The 20,172-nt window shown below is 73.1% G+C and carries 18 protein-coding genes and 2 tRNA genes; 5 read left to right on the forward strand and 15 right to left on the reverse strand.

What is annotated here, in order from left to right:
• Window positions 1-108 precede the first annotated feature (108 nt).
• The 4 genes from ACU610_RS21370 to ACU610_RS21385 form a co-directional block, all read right to left on the reverse strand.
• On the reverse strand, window positions 109-501 hold the full coding sequence (locus tag ACU610_RS21370; RefSeq protein ID WP_446769703.1) for a hypothetical protein: 393 nt from the start codon (window positions 499-501) through the stop codon (window positions 109-111).
• A gap of 645 nt (window positions 502-1,146) precedes the next feature.
• Window positions 1,147-1,881 carry a hypothetical protein gene (locus ACU610_RS21375; RefSeq protein ID WP_446769704.1) on the reverse strand — a complete coding sequence of 245 codons (735 nt, stop codon included), beginning with the start codon at window positions 1,879-1,881 and terminating at the stop codon, window positions 1,147-1,149.
• Window positions 1,882-2,080: 199 nt separating this feature from the next.
• Window positions 2,081-2,165, reverse strand: a tRNA-Ser gene (locus tag ACU610_RS21380).
• A gap of 165 nt (window positions 2,166-2,330) precedes the next feature.
• Entirely contained in the window at window positions 2,331-2,579 is a 249-nt protein-coding gene (locus tag ACU610_RS21385) for a hypothetical protein (protein ID WP_446769705.1), read from the reverse strand.
• Between the two features lie 98 nt (window positions 2,580-2,677).
• On the opposite strand from ACU610_RS21385, the gene ACU610_RS21390 reads away from it, so the two are divergent.
• The gene (locus ACU610_RS21390; RefSeq protein WP_446769706.1) at window positions 2,678-3,991 is read left to right on the forward strand and encodes a helix-turn-helix domain-containing protein; all 1,314 of its coding nucleotides are present in this window, start codon (window positions 2,678-2,680) and stop codon (window positions 3,989-3,991) included.
• A gap of 76 nt (window positions 3,992-4,067) precedes the next feature.
• On the opposite strand, the gene ACU610_RS21395 is transcribed toward ACU610_RS21390, so the two are convergent.
• The 4 genes from ACU610_RS21395 to ACU610_RS21410 all read right to left on the reverse strand — a co-directional run bounded on the left by ACU610_RS21395 (window position 4,068) and on the right by ACU610_RS21410 (window position 10,451).
• The gene (locus ACU610_RS21395; RefSeq protein ID WP_446769707.1) at window positions 4,068-6,554 is read right to left on the reverse strand and encodes a hypothetical protein; all 2,487 of its coding nucleotides are present in this window, start codon (window positions 6,552-6,554) and stop codon (window positions 4,068-4,070) included.
• A gap of 65 nt (window positions 6,555-6,619) precedes the next feature.
• Window positions 6,620-8,170, reverse strand: a complete 1,551-nt coding sequence (locus ACU610_RS21400) for a hypothetical protein (protein WP_446769708.1) — start codon at window positions 8,168-8,170, stop codon at window positions 6,620-6,622.
• A gap of 398 nt (window positions 8,171-8,568) precedes the next feature.
• Window positions 8,569-9,195 carry a DUF6308 family protein gene (locus ACU610_RS21405; protein ID WP_446769709.1) on the reverse strand — a complete coding sequence of 209 codons (627 nt, stop codon included), beginning with the start codon at window positions 9,193-9,195 and terminating at the stop codon, window positions 8,569-8,571.
• Between the two features lie 161 nt (window positions 9,196-9,356).
• Window positions 9,357-10,451, reverse strand: coding sequence for a hypothetical protein (locus ACU610_RS21410; protein WP_446769710.1), 1,095 nt, complete (start codon window positions 10,449-10,451; stop codon window positions 9,357-9,359).
• Window positions 10,452-11,197: 746 nt separating this feature from the next.
• On the opposite strand from ACU610_RS21410, the gene ACU610_RS21415 reads away from it, so the two are divergent.
• Window positions 11,198-11,277: transfer RNA gene (locus ACU610_RS21415), tRNA-OTHER, on the forward strand.
• Here ACU610_RS21415 and ACU610_RS21420 read toward each other — a convergent pair.
• The 3 genes from ACU610_RS21420 to ACU610_RS21430 form a co-directional block, all read right to left on the reverse strand.
• A complete protein-coding gene (locus ACU610_RS21420) occupies window positions 11,232-12,524 on the reverse strand; it encodes an IS481 family transposase (protein WP_446770741.1) in 1,293 nt (430 codons plus the stop codon). The two genes, ACU610_RS21415 and ACU610_RS21420, sit on opposite strands and share 46 nt — an antisense overlap.
• A 112-nt stretch (window positions 12,525-12,636) precedes the next feature.
• On the reverse strand, window positions 12,637-12,882 hold the full coding sequence (locus ACU610_RS21425; RefSeq protein WP_446769711.1) for an STAS domain-containing protein: 246 nt from the start codon (window positions 12,880-12,882) through the stop codon (window positions 12,637-12,639).
• Entirely contained in the window at window positions 12,879-13,202 is a 324-nt protein-coding gene (locus tag ACU610_RS21430) for an STAS domain-containing protein (protein WP_446769712.1), read from the reverse strand. Before ACU610_RS21430 ends, ACU610_RS21425 begins: the two co-directional genes overlap by 4 nt.
• Window positions 13,203-13,348: 146 nt before the next feature.
• Here ACU610_RS21430 and ACU610_RS21435 point away from each other — a divergent pair, with 146 nt between their 5' ends.
• Window positions 13,349-14,437, forward strand: coding sequence for a GGDEF domain-containing protein (locus tag ACU610_RS21435; protein ID WP_446769713.1), 1,089 nt, complete (start codon window positions 13,349-13,351; stop codon window positions 14,435-14,437).
• Here ACU610_RS21435 and ACU610_RS21440 read toward each other — a convergent pair.
• The 3 genes from ACU610_RS21440 to ACU610_RS21450 are packed head-to-tail and all read right to left on the reverse strand — an operon-like array spanning window position 14,382 to window position 17,221.
• Window positions 14,382-15,503: an NAD(P)/FAD-dependent oxidoreductase gene (locus ACU610_RS21440; RefSeq protein ID WP_446769714.1), complete on the reverse strand. Its 1,122-nt coding sequence runs from the start codon at window positions 15,501-15,503 to the stop codon at window positions 14,382-14,384. The genes ACU610_RS21435 and ACU610_RS21440 overlap by 56 nt on opposite strands.
• A 39-nt stretch (window positions 15,504-15,542) precedes the next feature.
• Window positions 15,543-16,112: an LOG family protein gene (locus ACU610_RS21445; RefSeq protein WP_446769715.1), complete on the reverse strand. Its 570-nt coding sequence runs from the start codon at window positions 16,110-16,112 to the stop codon at window positions 15,543-15,545.
• Between the two features lie 53 nt (window positions 16,113-16,165).
• Window positions 16,166-17,221: a LuxR C-terminal-related transcriptional regulator gene (locus ACU610_RS21450; RefSeq protein WP_446769716.1), complete on the reverse strand. Its 1,056-nt coding sequence runs from the start codon at window positions 17,219-17,221 to the stop codon at window positions 16,166-16,168.
• Between the two features lie 117 nt (window positions 17,222-17,338).
• Here ACU610_RS21450 and ACU610_RS21455 point away from each other — a divergent pair, with 117 nt between their 5' ends.
• Both ACU610_RS21455 and ACU610_RS21460 read left to right on the forward strand, forming a co-directional pair.
• Window positions 17,339-18,706, forward strand: coding sequence for an FAD-binding oxidoreductase (locus ACU610_RS21455; RefSeq protein WP_446769717.1), 1,368 nt, complete (start codon window positions 17,339-17,341; stop codon window positions 18,704-18,706).
• 64 nt (window positions 18,707-18,770) lie between these two features.
• Window positions 18,771-19,238: an NUDIX domain-containing protein gene (locus tag ACU610_RS21460; RefSeq protein WP_446769718.1), complete on the forward strand. Its 468-nt coding sequence runs from the start codon at window positions 18,771-18,773 to the stop codon at window positions 19,236-19,238.
• 121 nt (window positions 19,239-19,359) lie between these two features.
• On the opposite strand, the gene ACU610_RS21465 is transcribed toward ACU610_RS21460, so the two are convergent.
• The gene (locus tag ACU610_RS21465) at window positions 19,360-20,166 is read right to left on the reverse strand and encodes an endonuclease/exonuclease/phosphatase family protein (RefSeq protein ID WP_446769719.1); all 807 of its coding nucleotides are present in this window, start codon (window positions 20,164-20,166) and stop codon (window positions 19,360-19,362) included.
• Between the last annotated feature and the right edge of the window lie 6 nt (window positions 20,167-20,172).

Here is a 20,172-nt window from a genome sequence, read left to right on the forward strand (position 1 = left end):
CCGTCCGGGTGCGCCTCCTCGAGCTGCTCGGGTGTCACACCGCCTCCAGGTCGATTGCCGCGCAGTAGGTCCGCGTCACCAGGTACATACGGCGCGGCAACAGGAGGGCTACGGGGCGGGCACCTCGAGCAGGGGTTCAGGCTCGATGACGAACTGAGTCCTCGCCGGCGTCTTCCGCCAGGCGGCGCCGATCCCGAGCTCGCCGAGGAGTTCGAGCAGGTCGTCGGCGGGACGACCAGGGGTCAGGATGCACATGTTGGGAGTCGGCTTGACCCACCGCTGGTAGTCGAGCAACTGCCCGATCGCCATCCTGATGTGCTCGCGCGCCGTGCTCGCCTTCGCCTCGACCAGGACTCGAGGGGTCGTGATGAACAGGTCCGCGCGCAACGACCTCGCCTCTACGGCGTAGGGGATCCGGAGCCCCGTCGCAGCGAGGCCGTGCTCCTGCACCAACCAGTCGCGGAAGTCATGGACGAGCCTCGCCTCGATCCGCTGGGCCATGAGATGTTGCGCCCGGACGAGCCGCGTGAACGCTTCCTTGTCAGCGCCTCGAGGTCGGTTGCGGCCGGTGGCGGAGGTGGTTCCGGCAACGCAGACGGCGACGCCATAGGCTGGTACGCCGCGTGAACCGGCTCACCCTCTAAGCGGATGGCCGGGCCGACCGGTAGCAAGCGGAACTGGATGACTCGCCTCGGGTTGCCGTAACGATCGGCGCCGTCACGCCACCGCCACGGATCGTTTGGGTCGACCCGCAGCTCACCTGCGTAGACGACTGCGTTCTTGGCCACATAGCGAGCAATCGGACGCTGTCGCCTGTCAGTGCGTGGTCCCGCAGGCGTCGATTCTCGACGTAGGGCGAGTTGAAGTGCTGATCGCCTTCTTGCCCCGTCCCCGAGAAGTAGAACGCGTCGCCGGCCTCCGTCCAGCCGTCGGCGTAGCCGTAGAGCTCGCCCCGTTCGGGGGTCCACCAGAGCATGATGTGCCCGGCCCACTACTCACCGCGGGCGCCGAGATGCCCCGGCTCAGCGATCCCCCGAACTTCGCCTGAAGCCCAGTGCGCGTGGCCTGCGCGCCCGGCTGTAGGTCCCACTCCTGCACGACGTCCCCCGTCCGGCTCGCCGTGGTTGAGTGCGCCAACGGCCGTCCTTACTGTTCCTTCGGCAAAACGAGTCCATCCTCGAGGTGAGCGACCGCATCGTCGAACTCGCTCCTCGCCGGGTCCATGTACCAGATGTCGTCCCGCCAGTGCGTGAACCCCAGCGAGCGCCAGACGCCGCGGACCTGCTGCAGCCCGGCCGCGTACGTGGTGTTGTCCACGCTGTTGGACAACTCGAACGGCGCCGGCTGAGTCACCACGAGCATCGCCCCGGGCATCAGCCACTGCAGCATCCGCGCGATCAACAGCCGGCCGGCGCCGCCCAGGCCCCGCCACTCTCGCGCGAGTAGTGCCCGGTCGAGGAGGACCACCCGACTACCGATGCCGTCGACTAGCTCATCGAAGTCGGCATGCAGGCCGAACTCCCCGGTGTCGAAGAACAGGGGGAGGAAGTGTGCATGGTCGCCGTTCTGATCCAGGGCCGTGGCGAGATCCCCCGCGATGTCGAGGTCGATGAGCAGCCCGTAGCCGCGGGCGATCGTGAGGAACTCACTCCCGTCCGCTCCGGGAATCGGCCGGCGGGCCAGTGCCACGTCCGCACGCGCCCACACGGGCTGAGTGTCCAGCTCGGGATCGACGTCAACGAGCGCCTCTCCGTGCCAGGCCGCCACACCGCGGTGCACGTAGTCGCCGTGTTCGATGACCGGAGCGCCCAGGGTGATCTCGACCCGTGACTCGCGCAGCTTCCCGCGGAGCACCCGGCCACGGTCGTCGTCGCTCTCCACGAGTGCCGATCCTTGCGGTTGGCGCGACAGCATCCTCGTCCCGAGTGGAACTCCCGCGCGGGTTCACTCTCTTGGGGGACTCGTACGGGTCCGGGCGCCGACGGTGGCATGCCCAACCGCGCGACGGCGAAGCTGCCGCCTGTCGGGTCGTCCGCAGTGCCGGTGGGCGCGGACCGAGCACCACCGAGCCGCGGAGGGGCGGAGGGTGTGGGATTCGAACCCACGGACGGTTGCCCGTCGTGCGCTTTCAAGGCGCATGCACTCGGCCGCTATGCGAACCCTCCCACGCCCGGGGGCGCCGCGCGTGATCGCATCATCCCAGGCCCGGCTCCGTCCTGTACGGCGACCCGGCACACGCGACCGGCTCGGCCCCGAGGAATGGGGCCGAGCCGGTACGCGTGCCGATCGGGCGCCCGTTGGACGGGGGCGGGGTCGGTCGGAGGCGGAAGCTAGAAGACGACGACCAGGGCGGCGCCGGTGGCGGCCGCGACCGCGCCACCCCGGACGAGGTTCTTGCCCACCTTGACGGCCAGGGGGTCCTCGGGCTCCGGCGCCATGCTCTCGAAGAACTCGTGGACCTTGCTGGCGGGTCCGCCGACGCCGGGCAGGCCGTAGATCCCGTCCGTTCGCCGTTGCGGCTTCGGCTCCTCCGAGCGGGTGGGCTCGGTCTCGAACTCGTCGAATGCGGTCACGGTCACGATGTCTCCTTGAGTCGGCTGTACGCTTGTGCGGCTCCGATGGACAGACGGTTCAGCGATACTGAACACCGGATCAGTACGAGAGGTCAAGCAGTCGAATGGGTGACACCGACCGCGCGTTGGAAGAACGGCGTCGCCGCTTGGGAGAGCGGATCGTTCACCTCCGAGAAGCGCGTGGGTACAGCCAGACCCAGTTCGCAGCGCGAGCCAAGCTCGGCAAGTCTTGGCTCAGCATGGCCGAGCGGGGTCAGCTGAACCCGTCTCCGAAGAAGCTGCACCAGATCGCCGAGGCACTCGAGATTCCGCTCGCCGCGCTGACGGTCGACGCGGACGTCGGTGGTGGTGGCCCCATGCCCCTTGCGGAAATGGCGTACCACCACGGCCGGGTGTTTCTTGCCGCAGCCCTCGCCCAGCACGAAGACGACTGGGAGCGAGGACGGCGCATGCTCGCTGCCGCTCGCGAGTTGGCTGAGGCCCTGGCCGCGGAGCCACGGTTCACCGTCGTTGCCGGGGAGGGCACGCCGGAGCCCCGCTTGCTGCCGGAAGCAACACGCTGGTTGCTTCTGATCGAGCTTGCCGCGTGCGATCCGTTTGCGCCCTTCGAGTTCGATCTCGAGCCACTCCGCTCCAAGATGTTCCAGTCGCTCGCGGACCTCGCGGACACGCTGGACGTGCCGGCCGACGCGGTCGACGAGGTGCATGCCGCGTTCGCACGATTCCCCGCAGCGGTGGCTCAGAAGCCGCAACTGGCACCCGGGCCCGCTGTCGCCGTTCTCGACAAGGCGGCCGATGGACTCGTGGCACCCTCACTGCGCGGACGAGACCTCGTCGGTTGGGCCGGGTGGTCGGTCGCCGGCGGCCTCTACTTGGCCCGGGGCTTCGACCGTGCGTCACCGATGACCGCGACGGCACGGGTGGCGCTTCCCTCCTGGCGCGACCGTGCGCTCGCCGGCGCGGTGGCCGGCGCGGTGGTTGCCGGAAAGAGCGGCCTGCTCCCTCTTGCGCCTCTGTGGCCGCTGGCCGGTGTGGCGGTCGGAAGGCTCCTCGAACGCCGCATCCGGCGTCGAGAGGAGAGCCTCACCATGCCCGACACCGAAGCCGATAGTGGTGCGGACGTTGCCGACTTCCTGCTCGCGCTTGGGCCCGACTGGGCCAGACGTGAACTCGGCAAGCTCGCGGTGACCGTCGATCTGGTCGTGCGGCCGCGGCGCCGGACGGATCCCCAGATTGAACCCTGTCCCGACATCGAGACAATCCTCGCCGCACTCCGCGCGGTCACCCTCGACCTCGAGGAGCGACTTTCCGAGGAGTTCCGGTTCAACGATCCGAAGATGCCGCGCATCGTGACCATTGAGGAGACCATCCGGGCCGTCAGCGACACTGCGCTAACCATCGCGCGCGGCAATGGCTGACGAGCCGACGGCAGTCATCGAGGCGGGGAGATCTCCCGAGAGTCGGCGGTCAAGTCTCTTCGCCACCCGCCGGTTGCTAGGCGAGCAAGCCGGCGGCGGTGAGTTCCAGCGCCAACTCGGCCGGCAGCGGACCACGCCACGTCCGAGACGCCGACCGCGGCGGGGTTGTCGTGTGGGCGCCGGGGCCCACTACGAGGTGGTGAACACCGCCGACGGTGGGCGCCCCGGCGGCGGAGCCGCGTTGCAGGACCAGCGCCTTCGGCCGCCAGGCGGCGTAGACCTCGCCCACTGGCCCCCCGGCATGCACGGCTACGGGGGCGAGATGGGCCGCCCGAGTCAGCAGGCGCATCGCGGCCGTGTACGGGTTCGTCGCCGCTGGGATGCGCAACAGCCGCGGGGCCGCGACCTGCAGGCCGGGGTAGTCCGCGGTGAGGGTCTCGGCCGCCCGCTCGAGAGCGGTCGAGGCCAAGAGGAAAGGAGCTGCGTCGAGAACCGAGTCGGCGGTCAACATCGAGCCGAAGCCGATGTCCAGGTCGGCCGAGTAGTGCGCGACCCGCTCGGCGGCGACCTCGGAGGGGGTGAGGGAGGCGCCCGACCGGTAGCGCTCGAAGTCGGCGGCGAAGGGGTCGTCCGGCTCGTCCCAGCGCTCGACCGCCGTGGCGACGACGGCCAACGCGACCAGCACGGCGGCGCGGCGTGCCGCTTCGACGTCCTGGTCCGCAGCGGGCGGTGCCTGCAGCACACGATCGAGGACGTCCGCGACGGCGTCGGCCGCATCCAGCCGGTCGGGCCACCCGCCGCCCGCGGCGACGATCAGGGTGACGCGCAGCAGGGCGAGCAGCGCGACCAGGCTCCACCCCTCGGTGTCGGTCAGCCGCCTGTCGATCGCGCGGGCGAGGCGGCCGGCCGTGACGCTGTCCGCGATCAGCGCGCTGACCGGGTCGCCGGTTGCGTCGAGAGGGTCGAGGACCCCGGTGTCGACTTCGGCGTCCTCCTCGTCGAACAGGCTGGTGACGTCGTCGTCCTCTCCGACTTCGGACACCGCGTCACCGGGGTCGACGTCGGCAGCGCTGGCATCGCCGTCGTCCGCCAGGTCGGCGTCAGAGCCGGCACCGCCGAGGGCTAGACGGACCAGGGCGGAACCGACGACCAACTCCGCCGTGCGGCGCCACCGTGCGGGCTGGCCGCCCGCGGCGCCCCTCTGCTGGGGCGTGTCCTCGGGACGCACCGCAGCCAGGTCGGCGAGGGCCCGGAACAGCCGCTCGCTGAGTCGAGGGTCGGAGAGCACCTGGGTGAGGCGGGCACCCTCGAGCGGGCTGCTGGTTCCCGGACGGGCGATGACGGTGACCGGGTCGGTCGGGCGTACCGGGCCGAGTCGTGAGCCGTCCGCCAGCTCGACGTAGCAGACCGCCCCGATGAGGACATCCGCGGACCCGGCGAACTGGTGTACGCGGCCCGTGCTCTCCACGAGCGTGAGCGGGTAGCGCTCGCCGGCGGCGGTCACCACGGCGTCCACCCCGTCGCTGCTGTCGGCGACCACGGTGACCAGGACGCCCGGCTCGGCGAGCAGCACGCGGAGCAGCCGTGGGGTGTGCGCGTCCCGCGCGGGCGGTGGGGGCGCGTCGGTCAGCACGCCGGCGATCTCGTCGGAGGCCGTGAGCTCGTCAGCGAGCGGTGGCGTCAGGTCGGCCGACCCGAGGTCGCAGAACAGGCCGAGTTCGCAGTTGCCGTGGTGCTGTCCGGTCGTCCTGAGCAGGGCAGCTACCGTGACGTTCGCGCTGCCCACCAGGGCGTGGGTTCCGGTGTCGTCGGTCCACTGGACGAGCTTGCCGTGGAAGTAGCGCTCGGAGTCGATGGCGTGGATGGCCGCGCCCGGGCGCTGGGCCCAGGCCGCGAGTGTGTCCGCGTCGGCGTCGGCGTTGTCCGTGAGGGCGAGCGTGGCCTGCTCGGGGGAGAAGTGCTCGGTTACGTGCCGCAGCGCGACCGCCTTCTCGTCCAGGAAGGGGCTGGCGACGCTGAGCCGGCTCACCGTTCCGGTCGGTCTCGGCAGTCGGTAGCCGATGGGGACGTCCAGGTTGTGGACGAGTCGGGGCCCCTCGGTCTGCGCGGGGTGGCGGGACAGCGCGGCGGCGGCCGCTTCCATGCGTTCACGCCCGAAGTCGTCGATGTACAGATAGTCGGGGAGGGCCTCCAACCAACCGGCGAGGTCGTGGAACGTGCCCGGCCAGTCCGCGACGTCGGCGGCGAGCGTCGTCCACAGCTCGCCGTTGTGGTGCCAGCCGCTGGCGGTGGCGTTGCCGGAGCCGATCGCGACGAGGGCACGGTCGGCGGCGACGGCGATCAGCAGCTTGGGGTGGAACTCGCCGTCGGAGCGGCAGCGGACGGGGACGTCGGTGTAGTGCACGCCGGCGTGGTGGAGTTCCTCGGCAGGAACCAGGTCGGCCGCGACGTCGTGGACCACGGTGACCCGGGCGCCGACGGCCCGCGCCTCCGAGAGACACACCCGTTCGAAGAAGCGCAGGTCCGCGGTGTAGCTGAGGACGAGGACCTCCTCCGCCGGCACTGCACGAGCACGGAGCAGTCCGGGCGGGGAGCTCCCGGGTGTCAGGTGCTCGCTCCAGTGGCTGATCATGCGGCCCACCGCTCCGCCGCGGGTGCCCCCCAGGCCAGGGCCCCGTCCACTTCGGTGAGGTAGCCCAGTTCGGCGAGCATCTGTCGCAGACGTTCCAGCCGGAGGGCCGGTGCGATGCTGCCCTCCTGGCCGGCCAGGTCGAGGACGTCCCCGATCTCCCGCAGCCGGGTCGGTACCCGCAGCTGTCCGAACTCCCAGCGGATGCGTCGGCGGCTGATCTCCTCGGCTTGACGCAGCAGGCGTCCGGCGAGGTCGCGGCCGAGCTCGGAGACCGACAGGTGTGCCGACGCAGCCAGCCAGTCGCGGACGTACGGCGGCCCGAGCTCCCCGGGCTCGAGGAAGGCGGTCAAGGCAGGGCCGGTCAGGTCCTGGAGCCGGTGCACCCCGAGGACGAGCACCCGGACGTAGGTCCACGGGTCGACGCTCTCGCCGCCGTCGGCGTACAGCACCGAGTCCTCGGCGTTGAGCAGTCGCTGGCTGTCCTTGCGGGCCGGGAGCTGTTCGTTGAGCAGATCCACGGCGTTGCCGTCGCCGCCGGCGGCTTCGACCAGGGCGTCGGCGAGGGCGGAGGCGAGCGCCGCCCGGCTCCGCGGCTGCCGGCGGAGCTGCTCGGTGAGCCACCACCACAGCCATCGCCAGGCGGTGACGCTCGCGTTCCGCAGCAGGGCGCCCCGCCAGTGCTGTGCCCAGCCGACGAGGTCCGGATCATCGAGGGCGGCGACGTCATCGAGGTTGCCGTAGCAGAGTGCCGCCATCGCCTCGTTGGGGTCGGTGTCCGGGCTGCGGCCGTCCAGGGCGTGCAACAGCAGCCGGGCGGTCGCCGCGGTGCGGCGGCGTGCCCGCCGGACTTCCTTCGGCAGGTCCGGCCCGTCACCGCTGCGGTCGCCGAGTAGCAGCCGTGCAAGCTGGTCCGCCTCGGCGCCGCGGCGGACTTGGCACAGGCAGGCCGCCGGGAGCAGTTGATCGAGCTGGTCGAGGCTGAGGCTGCTGTTGTCGGCGGCCGCGAGGATCGCGTGGACGCCGTCGAGGCCGGAGTGGGGGAGTGGGACCGGGCCGGGCAGGAGGGAGCCGTTCCGTCGGTCCAGCAGCCCGGCCTCGATCTCCGCGCCGCGGTAGACGGCGAGGAAGCCGTTGGTCTGCAACGAGTACTTCGCGGCCAGCTTGCCGACGTCGATGGTGCCGTTGGCGACGGCCGGGGCGACCGCTCTGGCCCCGTGAGGGTCGCGGTACGGCGGCGCTGCGCCATGCTCGGCCGGAGCGGTGTCGGCGTGACGGAGGGTGGCCGCAGCCAGGACGACTTCCGCACGACGCACGTGCTGCCGGGCCGCCTCCATCGCCGAGCGATCCCCGGGCTTTACGTGGTGTGCGGCGGCCACAGCGGCGTGCAGCAGGTAGTACCTCGCGTGCGCGGTGCCCGAGTTGATCAGCGGCACCAACCGCCGTGCGTTGCCCAGCGTGGCGCTCTCCACGCCCAGGGGAAAGCGGCCTGCGTCGATCAGCGGTGACGCAGCGGTGCTCCACGCCGGCCCGACGACGAGCGGCGGCATCCGTCTACCCCTTCTGATCCAGCATTCCGGTGATGACTCGTTGTACATCGTTGAAAGCACCGTGTCGGGATGCCGCGCCCTTCCGGCGGACCGAGGCTTGTCCGCACGACCGACGGCGACTCCGGCCTCCTGTCACGCGATGCCCGAGAGGTTGCCTCGTCGTAGGAGTAAGTGCAGGTTGTTCTGGTCGGGGACTTCAGTTGCCCGACACATCCCCTGGTGGACACGCCGCGACGTGCTGGTGCGCATCGAGAGACGCGGTCTTCGGAGCGACGACGATTGCCGCTGCGGTCATCGACGCGTTCTTCGCTGCGTTGGGCGTCGGCCGCAGCGCCGTCGGCCTGCTCGACCAGAACTGATGTCGCGGACAAGCCCGGTGGGCCCGGTCGGCATGGGTGTCACCAGGTGAGGATGTCCAGCGCCCGCAGGTCGGTGAGCTGCGCCAGCCGTCTCACGTGCTCGCGGTCGTCGGTGGCGCACCTGTCCTTCAGCGCGGTGATGCTGTCGCGGTTGTGGAGCAGGTCGTCGCGGATTGGGGCCCAGTACATGCGCCGGTAGCCGCGGGCGGGGTGGTCCAGGGCGGCCCTGCGGGCCTGCCGGCGGTACGCGCGCGCCAGGTGACTGTCCAGCACGGGAACGAGCCCCGGCCGCTTCAAGTGCAGGACTTTGCTGATCTTCGCTGTGTTGACGTTGCGCGGGGCGTCGCTTGAGAAGTGTCGGTAGAGCGCGTCGGCGCGGTCGTAGAGGCCTCCGGCTTCCCCCGGGTCGGCGTCGCCGAGGTCGGCTTCGGGTTCGACGTCGTTCCAGGGCGCTGTCTGTGCCCGGTCGAGGAACCAGTCGCGCTCCCGGTTGCTGATGCGGGAGGCGATCTTCCTGGTGCGCTGCACGTCGTCGGAGGAAAGGGTGTCCGGGTCGTCCTGTCCGGCGAGGTCGTACCGGAGCAGCGTGCCGGAGTAGGCGCTGGCGTAGGCCGTCAACCGGTTGAACGGGTCGGGCACCTGCTCACCAGCGATGGTGATCGTCACGCCCGGTTCCTTCCGTTGTTCTTGGGTCGTACGGCGGAGGATCACATCACGGTCCGGCAGTAGGTGGTCGACGGCACTCCGCGCCCCGATGGGTCATGACCGGCCGGGGCCGGGGCCGAACCGCGGCTCTTGCGGACTCAGCTCACGGCGGCCACGGTCGGTCAGCCTGCGGGGGCCTCATTCATGCCGGCGACGACGAGCAGCAGCTGGGCGAGGGTGCCGGCGAAGCGGTCCGCGAGTCGTCCGGCCGTGCGGCGTTTGGGGGTGCCGATGCCGAGATGGCCGTCGAGGTAGCCGGTCATCCGGCCGCGCGGCTCGGGCGCCCAGGTCAGCAGCGGTACGGGCATGAGGGTCACGTCGACGTTGGCGTGCCCGAGGGTGGCGGCCGCCGCCCTCCACCAGGTGGGGTCGTTGTGGTGGGCGGCGATCGTGGCGAGCGTCTCGGGGGTCGCCCTCGGATCGCGGACCACCGCGCCCGCGACCGAGGGGTCCCGCTCGGCCAGGGAGGTCAGCAAACCGACCGGGGCGGTGCCCAGCTCAGCGAGCCGGTACGCCTCCCACTCGGTGAGCCGGGCCACGAGCTCGGCGGTCGCCGCCTCGTCCAGCTCGCCGACGCGGGACACGACCGCCCCGCGGAACCGGCTGTCGGCGACCTGCGCCAGCTGTGCAGCGGTCAGGGTGTCATCGAGCTCGAGGGCGCGGCGGACCATCGCCTGCGCGTTGATCGGCAGCGGGGTGCTGTCGGTCCAGCCGGCCTGCTCGGCGAAGGTGTGGGCGGCGCCGCGGCGGCCGATCTCGTCGGCGATGAGGGGCACGTGAGCGCCGCTGTGCAGCGTGGCGCGGATGAGCGCGTCGGTGGCCACGCCGGCGAAGAGGGCGGCGGTGTCCGCGTGGGGCTCCCAGCCGAAGGCCGACTCGAGGTTGCGGTGCGTGGCCTCGGTGCTCAGAAGCGCCACGCGGCGCAGCAGGTCGCCGGTGAGGTGGTGGCGCAGCTGGTCGGTCCGCTGCTTTCCGCTCATCCGGGCGATGACGCCGCACGGGCGGCACAGCCGCAGGTCGCCGTCGCGGTAGCGGCTGGGGCCGACCGGCTCGTCGCAGTAGCTGCAGCGCTCATCGGCGTACCGTGCGGCGCCGGCCGTGTCGGGGGGCGCCAGCGGGAGAACGGTCTCCGTGGGCGCGGTCCGAGTCTGCTCCGGGGGCAGCGGAGGGATCGCGGTCTCGTTCTCGTGCCGGCCGGAAGTGTCGTGGTGGCTCATGAGTGGTCACCGTGCGCGGCGCCAGGCGGACGGCAGTCGCCGTCGTGGGTTGCTACCGGACAGGACCGCCCTGGCGAACGTCATGCGGCCGCTGCCGACCCCGTCGAGGACGGCGTTGGCCGCCCGGCGACGTGGCGGCGCGGCGGGGGATGTTCCGCTATGCGGCCCAGGCGCTGACGGCCGCGGTCATGTGGTCGCGCTGCCCAGCGAAGAGCTTGGCGCGATGGCCCTTTCTGGGAACGGGTGTAGATCCGCGGACGAAATGGCCGGACCTTGTCGCGTCGGCGCGCACGCATAGCTCGGCGGCGGCAGATGCCTTGTCGCCGAGGAGCACCAGGAGCACCAGGAGCACGAGGAGCGCGTCGGGGGGCGCGGCTTCGACGGTTCCGGAATCGCTTGGGTGGTCCGCAGTTTGGGTTGACCTGTCTCGCCAGAGATCCTCTTTCGATGACGCAGGGAAGATCCGGCGAGGCCTTCCGCGCGCCGGCACGGGCCCCGGGGCAGTCGTCCACCTCGTCGCCGGGGTGGTCTGGGCTCCCGGTCCGGCTACGGGCGTGCCCATCGGCGAGGCCATCAGGATCTTGAGTCCGAGGTTCCCCCACGCCTCGTCCGTACGGATGCGTCTACGGATGGACCCGGTTTCGACGGGGTGAAGTCCAGGCGGCGATGCCTACCCGTACTGGTGACTGCGCAGGTCAGGACTCTGTGGCACCGTCACGGCATTGGCTCGACAGCCCCGTAAAGGAGCGGAGATAGGTATGACAGCGGTCTTGAAAACCGCTATGGGGTGACACCCATCGTGGGTTCGAATCCCACGCCCTCCGCCTTGTGATGTCTCAGGACATCCCGGACGCCCGGACCCACGGATCGTGGGTCCGGGCGTCCGTCATTGCCGGGCCGGTCCGGGTGGCCGGCCGGTGGGCTGGTAGTCGCGGGTGGGGTCGATGGCGAGCTCGCGCAGGACTCACCGGTGGCGGCGTCGATGACGCGCACGTGCAGGTCCTGGACCAGCAGCAGGACGTGGGTTCCGGCGTGGGTTCGGCCGATGCCGATGTGGTGCAGGCGGCCGGCCAGGCGCAGGGTGACGCACCCGGTGGTGTCGATGCGGTCGGTGCGGACGCGGTCGTGGGTGTCGCGGTCGCGGTCGGCGCCGGGGGTGGCCTTGGGGCGGGCGGTGTAGGCGGTCGCGGGGGTGGCCCGGTGCGGCAGGGACCGGTGCGGCCGGTGCTGGTTGTAGGCGGCGATGAAGACGTCGAGCAGGGCCTGCAGCTGGTCGAGGGTGGCCGGCTGGGCGGGCTGGGCACGCAGCCAGTTCTTGAGGGTCTGCTGAAAGCGTTCGACCTTGCCGCAGGTGGTCGGGTGGTTGGGCCGGGAGTTCTTCTGCACGATGCCCAGCCGGCGCAGCTCGTGCTCGAGGTGATTGCGGCCGCTCCCGCCGCCGGCGAAGCGGGTGGTGTAGACCGTGCCGTTGTCGGTCAGCGTGGAGGCCGGGTAGCCGTGCCGGTCGGCGGCCTGCCTGAAGGTGGCCAGCACGATCGGGCCGGTGATCCGGGGGTGCGCGGAGACGTGCAGCGCCAGCCGGGAGTGGTCGTCGAGCCAGGTGATGATCTCGGTGACGGCGCCGGTGGTCAGCCGGTAGTGGGTGAAGTCCGACTGCCAGGTCTCGTTCGGCTGCTCGGCGGCGAAGCGCAGATAGGAGCCTTTCGGCCGCTTGGCCGGCGCGGGGACGACGGCGCCGGCGCGGGTCAGGATCCGGTGGATCGTGGCCCGCGACAGCGTGACCTGGTGATGGTGGGTCAGGTGCCAGCCGATGGTGTCCGCGCCGGCGTCCAGGCCTGCCTCGCTCAGCTGCTTGCGCAGCCGCAACACCAACTCGACCGTCGGCGGCGGGGTGGCCCCCGGTGAGGTGTGCGGCCGGCGGGAGCGCGGCTCGAACGCCGCGTCGCCCTCGGTCCGATAGCGGGCCAGCAGCTCGTAGAGCCAGGACCGGGAGACGCCATAGGCCGCGATGACCTCCGCGGGGCTGCGGCCCTCCACCTCGATCGCGGTGATGACCAGCCGGGCCTTCGACATGGCCGAGCCTCGACCGGTGGTCCGGCATGACCTGCGACATCAGTCCGGTATGTCGTGAGACATGTGTCCGGGATGTCTTTAACCAGGACACCACGCCCTCCGCCTCAGCCGGTCAGCTGCGGATGAGCAGCTCGCCGCCGTCCACGCGGAAGTCGTGGTGCAGCTGGCGGAGGACCGCCAGGCCGTCGTCGTCGGCCGCACCCACGCCGCGCAGGTCGAGCACCACGCGGGCGTGGCCGGCGTCGCGCAGCTGGTCCGCCGTGCCCCGCACCAGGTCCGCGCCGCTCGAGGTCAGGTGGCCGCTCACCGTGATCAGCCCCGCCCGCCGGTCGACGACCTCGCTGAGCACCCCGGTCACGCGACCGCCAGCGCGGGTTCGGCGACGAGGACCCGCCACAGCCCGGTGCGGCGCAGCAGCTCCTCGGTGGGGACGTCGGCGCCGCGCAGCACCAGCGCGCCACCACGGGCCCGGCAGATGCGGTGCGCCGACACCAGGACGGCGACGACGGTGTCCGGCAGGCGCCGCACCCCGGAGAGGTCGACCACGAGGGAGCGGGCTCCGGCGTGCAGCGCACCGAGCAGCGCCCAGCGGACGTCGGCCAGGCCGCCGGCGAGCAGTCGGTCGTCGAGGTGGACCGTCCCCGTGTCCACCCGGCTCAGGGCGGGTGCCATCGTCATGCCGTCCTCCTCGTCGTGACTGATGGCTATCCTGCGCGCACGGTCTGACAGTTCCCTGGGCTCCACCTGGGAGTCCGCTGCCGCTGGTGCCGTTCGCGCGGCCGAGGCCTGCCGGTGCCGACCGCCGGGACGACGATGGAGAGGGCATGCGTCTCGCCGACTCACTGCGTGCGCGGGAGCCGCGCGCCTCGGCGCACTCGATCGTCCTGATCATGGGCGTCTCCACCGTCGTGCTGGCGCTGCTCACGACGTTCGGGCCCAACTCGGTCAGCAGCGCGACGAGGGCCGCGTCCTGGGTGGGGGTCGCCGCGCTGGTCGCGGCGACCGCGCTGTGCGTCCTCGTCCCGGTCGAGCGGCTGGACCGCGCCGGTGCCTTCGTCCTCATCGGTGTGGGTGGCGTGCTGCTGACCTGCGTGCTCGACGTGCTGACCGACGACCCCTCCGCCGGTGCCCAGGCGTTCCTCGCCTTCCCGGTGCTCTGGGCGGCGTCGCACCTGCGCTGGGCGGCCGTCGCCCTGGTGACGGCGGCGGCCGTGGTGGGCGACGGGATCACCCAGCTGGTGCTCCAGCCCCTCGAGCCTGCGGCGCACGACTCCCTGGTCGTCGGGACCGTGCTCGTCGTGGCGTCCGTGATCCTGACCCGTGCGGCCTCGGTGCAGGACCGCCTGGTCTCGGCGCTGCAGCAGCAGGCCCACGTCGACCCGCTGACCGGACTGGTCACCCGGCGGGTCCTCGACGACGCCCTGACCGGCGCCCTCGAGCGGGACCCGACCGGCGCCGGGACGGCGCTGGTGCTCCTGGACATCGACTCGTTCAAGCAGATCAACGACGCGCACGGACACCCCGTCGGGGACGACGCGCTGGTGCACCTCTCCGGGCTGGTCCGACGCCAGGTGCGCGCCGGGGACGCCGTGGTCGGCCGCCTCGGTGGCGACGAGCTCGCGCTGCTGCTGCCCGGCTGCACCGCCGCGACCGCGGCGCGGCGCGCCGGGGAGCTGGTCGAGACGGTGCGTGCCTCACCGTTGCCGCGCGCCGACGGCGGGGCGCTGCCGCTGTCGATCAGCGTGGGGGTCGCCCACGCGCCGCTGCACGCCGCCTCCGTGCGGGAGCTCTACGCCGCTGCCGACGCGGCGCTGTACCAGGCCAAGCGGGCCGGCCGCGACCGCGTCGAGGTCGCCGTCAGTCCCGTCCCCGGACCAGCCGACGAGCTGTCGCGGCAACGGTCCGCACCGTGAGCCGGCCCTCCGCCAGGCCGAGGGCCACCACGTCGTCGAAGACCCGCTGATCGACGTCGGCCGCGCGGACGGCGGCGTCCATCAGCCGCGGCCAGCGGGAGAGCTCGGAGGCGATCCGGGTGGCGCGCAGGTGCCCGCCGAGCCGCCGTCGCAGCGCCTCCCGGTACCGCTGGCCCGCGTCGGCGCCCGCCGGCCACGCCGCACCGGCCAGCGCGCCGGAGAGGACCGCGTAGAAGATGCCCTCCCCGGTCAGCGGGTTGACCAGCGACGCGGCGTCGCCGGCCAGCAGCACCCGGCCGTCGGGCAGCCGCGGCCGGCCGGTGGACAGCGGCAGCCGGTGCGCGCGCAGTCCCTCCGGCGCCACGCCGGGCAGCAGCCGGTGCAGCCCCTCGACCAGCGCCGCGCGCGTCGCACCGCCGGACACCAGCTCGCCGTAGCCGACGTTGGCCCGCCCGTCGCCGAGCGGGAAGGACCACGCGTAGGCCGGCCAGCGCTGCTCGGTGGTCACCAGCACCTGCGTGGTGCCCTGGCCGGGCAGCGCGGGCGCGTAGCCGCGGATCGCCAAGGCCAGCCGGTCCGGGCGGTTGGCGCCCAGCCCCAGTGCCCGGCGGACGACGGACTCCGCGCCGTCCGCCCCGACGAGCACGCCCGCCCGCACGGTGCCGTCGACGGTGACGCCGTCCGCGTCGGCCACCACGGCGCGCACGGTGGACCGGCGGAACTCCGCCCCGGCCGCCCGTGCGGCCTCGAGCAGCCGGGCGTCGAGCACCTCCCGGGGGACGACGGACGAGGGCCGGTGCGTGTCGCGCCCGACCACCGCCCCACCCGGCGAGCGCAGCGAGAGCCGGGGGACCGGCGGGTACCCGGAGGTCAGCGCGGCCGGGTCGACGCCCAGGCCGGCGAGGACGTCGAGCGCCTCGGGGGCCACGCCGTCGCCGCACACCTTGTCGCGGGGGAAGTCGGCGCGGTCGAGCACCAGCACCGCGGCACCGCTGCGCCGGGCGGCCAGCGCCGCGGCCGATCCGGCCGGGCCGCCGCCCACGACCACGACGTCCCAGCGCTCCACCCGCCCGACGCTACGGCCCCCCGCGCGGACGTCACCTGGTCAGGGCGGGGTCGGCGCCCACTTGCGGGCGGGGTGCTCGTAGCGCTCGACGAAGGCCAGCAGCTCCGGCACGTCGGTGACCACGCCCAGCGCGTCCAGCCGGCGGCCGTCGAGGTAGCCGTCGTCCACCATGCGGCGCAGCTGGGCCAGGAGCGGCTGCCAGAAGCCGTCGACGTCCACCAGGACAGCCGGCTTGGCGTGCAGGCCGAGCATCCCCCAGGTCCAGGCCTCGAACAGCTCCTCGAGCGTGCCGGCCGCGCCGGGCAGCGCGACGAACGCGTCGGCCAGCTCGGCCATGCGTGCCTTGCGCTCGTGCATCGAGCCGACCACCTCCAGCCGTGGCAGCCCGGGGTGTGCCAGCTCGTCGTCCACCAGGTGCTGGGGGATGACGCCGACGACGTCGCCGCCCGCGGCCAGGGCGGCGTCGGCGACCACGCCCATCAGCCCGGCGCGCCCGCCGCCGTAGACGACGCCGACGCCGGCGCGGGCGAGCCCGGCGGCGAACTCGGCCACGGCGGCTCGGTGGGACGGCGGCCCGCTCTGGGACCCGGTGAAGACGGCGACGCGCACGACGTCGAGCCTGTCACGGCGGCGCCGGCGCCGCGTCCGTGACCTCCGACCGGTCAGGCCCTCGGCAGGTAGTGGTCGAAGAACAGCCGGCTGGTCAGTTCGCCGCGGCTGCGCACGCCGGTCTTGGCGAACACGTTCTTCACGTGGTCGGCGACCGTGTACGGCGACAGCCAGAGCGCCCCGGCGATCTCGGCGTTGGTGTGGCCACGCACGACGAGCCCGACCACCTCGGCCTCCCGGGCGGTCAGTCCGTAGGCGTCGCTGAGCAGCGCGGCGACGTCACTGGGACGGGCCGGTTCGACGATCAGGCTGACCGTGGTGGCCGACAGCCGTTCGGCGTGCAGGGTCAGCCACCGGCCGGACCGGGTGCGGAGGCGACAGCGTGCGGGACCGGGCCGGCCGTGCGCCGTGCGGGCGAGCGAGGCAACAGCGACGGGTACCCCGCCGAGGTCGCCGTCCTCGATCTCGCGGATGCGCTCCAGCGCCGACGGCGTCCCGGAGGCCACCGTGACCGCCGCCTCGGTGAGGGTCAGCAGCAGCACGCTGGGGGCGTCGTCCTCGCCGGCCGCACGCGGGCGCGACAGCAGGTGCACGCGCCGGAGCGCCGCGGCGACCCGCGGCGTCACCGCCGCGAGGAGCGCAGCCTCGTCCGGACCGAAGTCGCGGACGTCACCGCCGCGCAGCAAGATCGTCGCCCCCCAGGGTGACCGGCCGTCGCGGTGCACGGCCCGCACCTCGTGCGGCAGGCCGGCCGGGCGCAGCACGTCACGGAATCGCGCGCTGCGGGTCGGGTGCCGCCCCGTGGCCTCGGACAGCACCGTCACCGGCCGGACGGCCCGGGCGATGTCGGACAGCCGGCTGACGTCGGTCTCGGTCCCGAACTCGATCTGCAGCAGGCGCGGCATCACGGCGACGGGCAGCCCTTCGGCGTGGAAGCCGCCCGTCGGCAACGCCGTCGCGGGGTCGAAGGTGATCGCGCACCACCGGTCGAACGGCACCGCCGGGGCCAGCGCTGCCACCACCGCCCGGTGCAGCGCCGTCGCGTCCGTCGCCGTCCGGCAGCTCCGCTCGACCTCTGCGAGCGCCGCTCGCCGGAGCCGTCGCTCCATGGACCGAGTGTCGAACGCAGAGGGTCCCGGCGGAATCCCCAACGCCAGGGATGGTCGCCGCTCCCCGGCGGGACGAGCGTCGGTGCCGGACCCGCAGCCGATCGCGAGGAGGTCGCCATGACCAGCCTGACCCCGCCGGCCTTCACCGGCACCCTGCTCACGCCCGGGTCACCGACGTACGACGAGGCCCGACGTGTGTGGAACGGCGCCGTGGACCGGCATCCGGCCTTCATCGCCCGCTGCACGTCCGCCGCCGACGTCGCCGCCGCGCTCGCGTTCGCCCGCCGGCACGACCTCGCCGTGGCCGTTCGCGGCGGCGGGCACAGCATCCCCGGCTGGTCGGTCGTGGACGGCGGGCTGGTCATCGAGCTGTCCGGGATGCTTCGGGTCACCGTCGACCCGGTGGCGCGGACGGCCGTGGTGGAGCCGGGTGTCACCTGGGGCGGGTTCGACGCAGCCGCCCAGGAGCACGGGCTGGCCACCCCGGGCGGCGAGATCTCGCACACCGGCGTCGCGGGCCTCACCCTCGGCGGCGGCATCGGCTGGCTGACCCGTCTGCACGGCCTGGCCTGCGACAACCTGCTCGCCGTGGAACTCGTCACCGCCGACGGCAACGTCCTCCGGGTCGATGACGCGACCGATCCCGAGCTGATGTGGGGCCTGCGCGGTGGCGGCGGCAACTTCGGGGTGGTCACCGCCTTCACCTTCCGGCTGCACCCGGTCGGCCCGGTACACGGGGGGACCGTGTTCTTCCCCGCCGAGTTGGCGCCCCGGGCGCTGCGGCTCTACCGCGACCTGGGCGCCGAGGCACCCCGCGAGCTGTCCCTCGTCGCCGTCCAGGCGACCGCGCCCCCCGCACCCTTCGTCCCCGAGGAGCTGCGGAGCCGGCCGGTCGTGGGACTGTCCGCGGCCTGGCTGGGCGACCCCGCCCTGGCCGATCAGGTGCTCGCCCCGCTCCGGACGGCGCTGGGCACCCCCGCCCTCGACTTGCTGGGGCCGCTGCCGTACTGCGTGCTGCAGAAGTCGGCCGACGCCAGCGTGCCGTGGGGCATGCGCTCTCACCTCAAGAGCGACCTGCTGCACGAACTCGACGACGAGGCGCTCGACGCGCTGGCCGAGGTCGCGGCGCACCGGACCCACCCGCAGTCCCACGTGCTCGTGCGCCGGCTGGGCGGAGCGATGGCCGACGTCGACGCGGAAGCGACCGCCTTCGCGCACCGGCAGGCCGCGCACATGACGACGATCGTGGGCGCCTGGTCGGCCGGCGACGACCCGGCCGCGGAAGCCACGTGGGCCCGGCAGACCTGGGCGACGACCCGGCGGCTGGCATGCGGCACCTATGTCAACCACCTGGAGATGGAGGGCGCGCAGCGGGTGCGCGAGGCATACCCACCGGCCACCTTCTCGCGGCTGCGGCTGCTCAAGGCCCGACTGGACCCGGGCAACGTGTTCCGGCACAACCAGAACATCCCCCCGGCCGCCTGAGCCTCCACGGCGACGGACCCCTTGTCACGCACCAGGCACGCACAGGACGCGGTTCACTGGGGGCGTGTTCTCCTCCACCGACGGCTGGGTGACCTGCGCGCTCGGCCACCGGCACTGGGGCCGGGTCGGCGCGGCCGGGCTGCTCGTGCACCGCGCCGGGGCCGACGGCCCGGTGCTGCTGCTGCAGCACCGGGCGGTCTGGTCGCACCACGGCGGCACGTGGGGGACGCCCGGCGGCGCACTGCACGCGGGGGAGTCCCCGGAGCACGGCGCCCTGCGGGAGGTGCGGGAGGAGCTGGGCCTGCTGCCGGAGCACCTCGAGCTCGGCCCCTCCTCGGTCGACGACCACGGCGGCTGGTCGTACACGACCGTGCTGGCCCGCCCGCTGCGCGACATCGAGCCGCGCGACCTGGAGCTGGACGGCGAGAGCGACGGCGTGGCCTGGATCGCGCTCGGCGATCTGGTGTCGGTGCCGCTGCACCCGGGCTTCGAGGCGTCGCTGTACCGCCTGCACGACCTGCTCTCCGCCTGACCCTCGGCTCGACGCAGGCACTGGACGCAGGCACTGGACGCAGGCATAGGAGGCAATGCATGCGTCTGCGGGTCCTACGCCGTATGCATTGCCTCCTATGCCTCGACCCCCCGGCCGTGGATCAGGTCGGCGTCACCGTCGCGGTGAGCGCGCGGTGGTCGCCGATCGGCAGCACGGTGGCCGCGCCGTCGCTCCCGCGCATCCCGACCCCGACGGCCAGCAGGTGGTCCAGCTGGGCCCGGGGCGCGGACGCCGGGTAGCTCGGCGCGCGCACCAGCGGGGTCGCCCGCAACAGCCGGGCGGGTAGCGCGCCGGGCAGGTTCAGGTCACCGGCCAGCACCACGGGGCCGGGCATCCCGGCGATCCACCGGCGCAGCCGCAGCAGCTGGCGCACGGCGGTGTGCGGGGCGAACGACAGGTGGGTGGCGACGACGGTCAGCGAGCCCAGCCGGGCGGCCACGGCGGCCCGCGGCTCGTCGGGGACCCACCACCAGCGCACCCGGCCGGTGCGCGGGTCGGGGCCCTGCACCGGCAGCCGCGCCCGGCCGGCACCCAGGTCGAGCACCGACCACTCGAGCACCGGCAACCGGCTGAGCAGCGCGATGCCGTACAGCGGACCGTCCGCCGGGGTGTGCGGGCCGCGCAGCACCGGACCGGCCGGTGTCCAGCTGCGGAAGGGATCCGGCGTGCCCGCCACCGTGGCCGCGGCCCGCCAGTCCGCGGCGCCGACGCCGGCGGCCAGGGCGGCGGCCTGGTCGACCCGCTGGGAGCGGGGCTGCCCGGCGTCGACCTCCTGGACGGCGAGCACGTCGACGTCCAGGCCGGCGACCGCCTTCTCCAGCCCCGCAGCGTCGAGGACCCGACCGCCCGGAATGCGGCCCGAGGCCACGTTGACGGTGCCGACTCGCACGGCGGGCGCCTCCGACACCCCGGC

The sequence above is a fragment of the Geodermatophilus sp. URMC 61 genome (assembly GCF_052931555.1).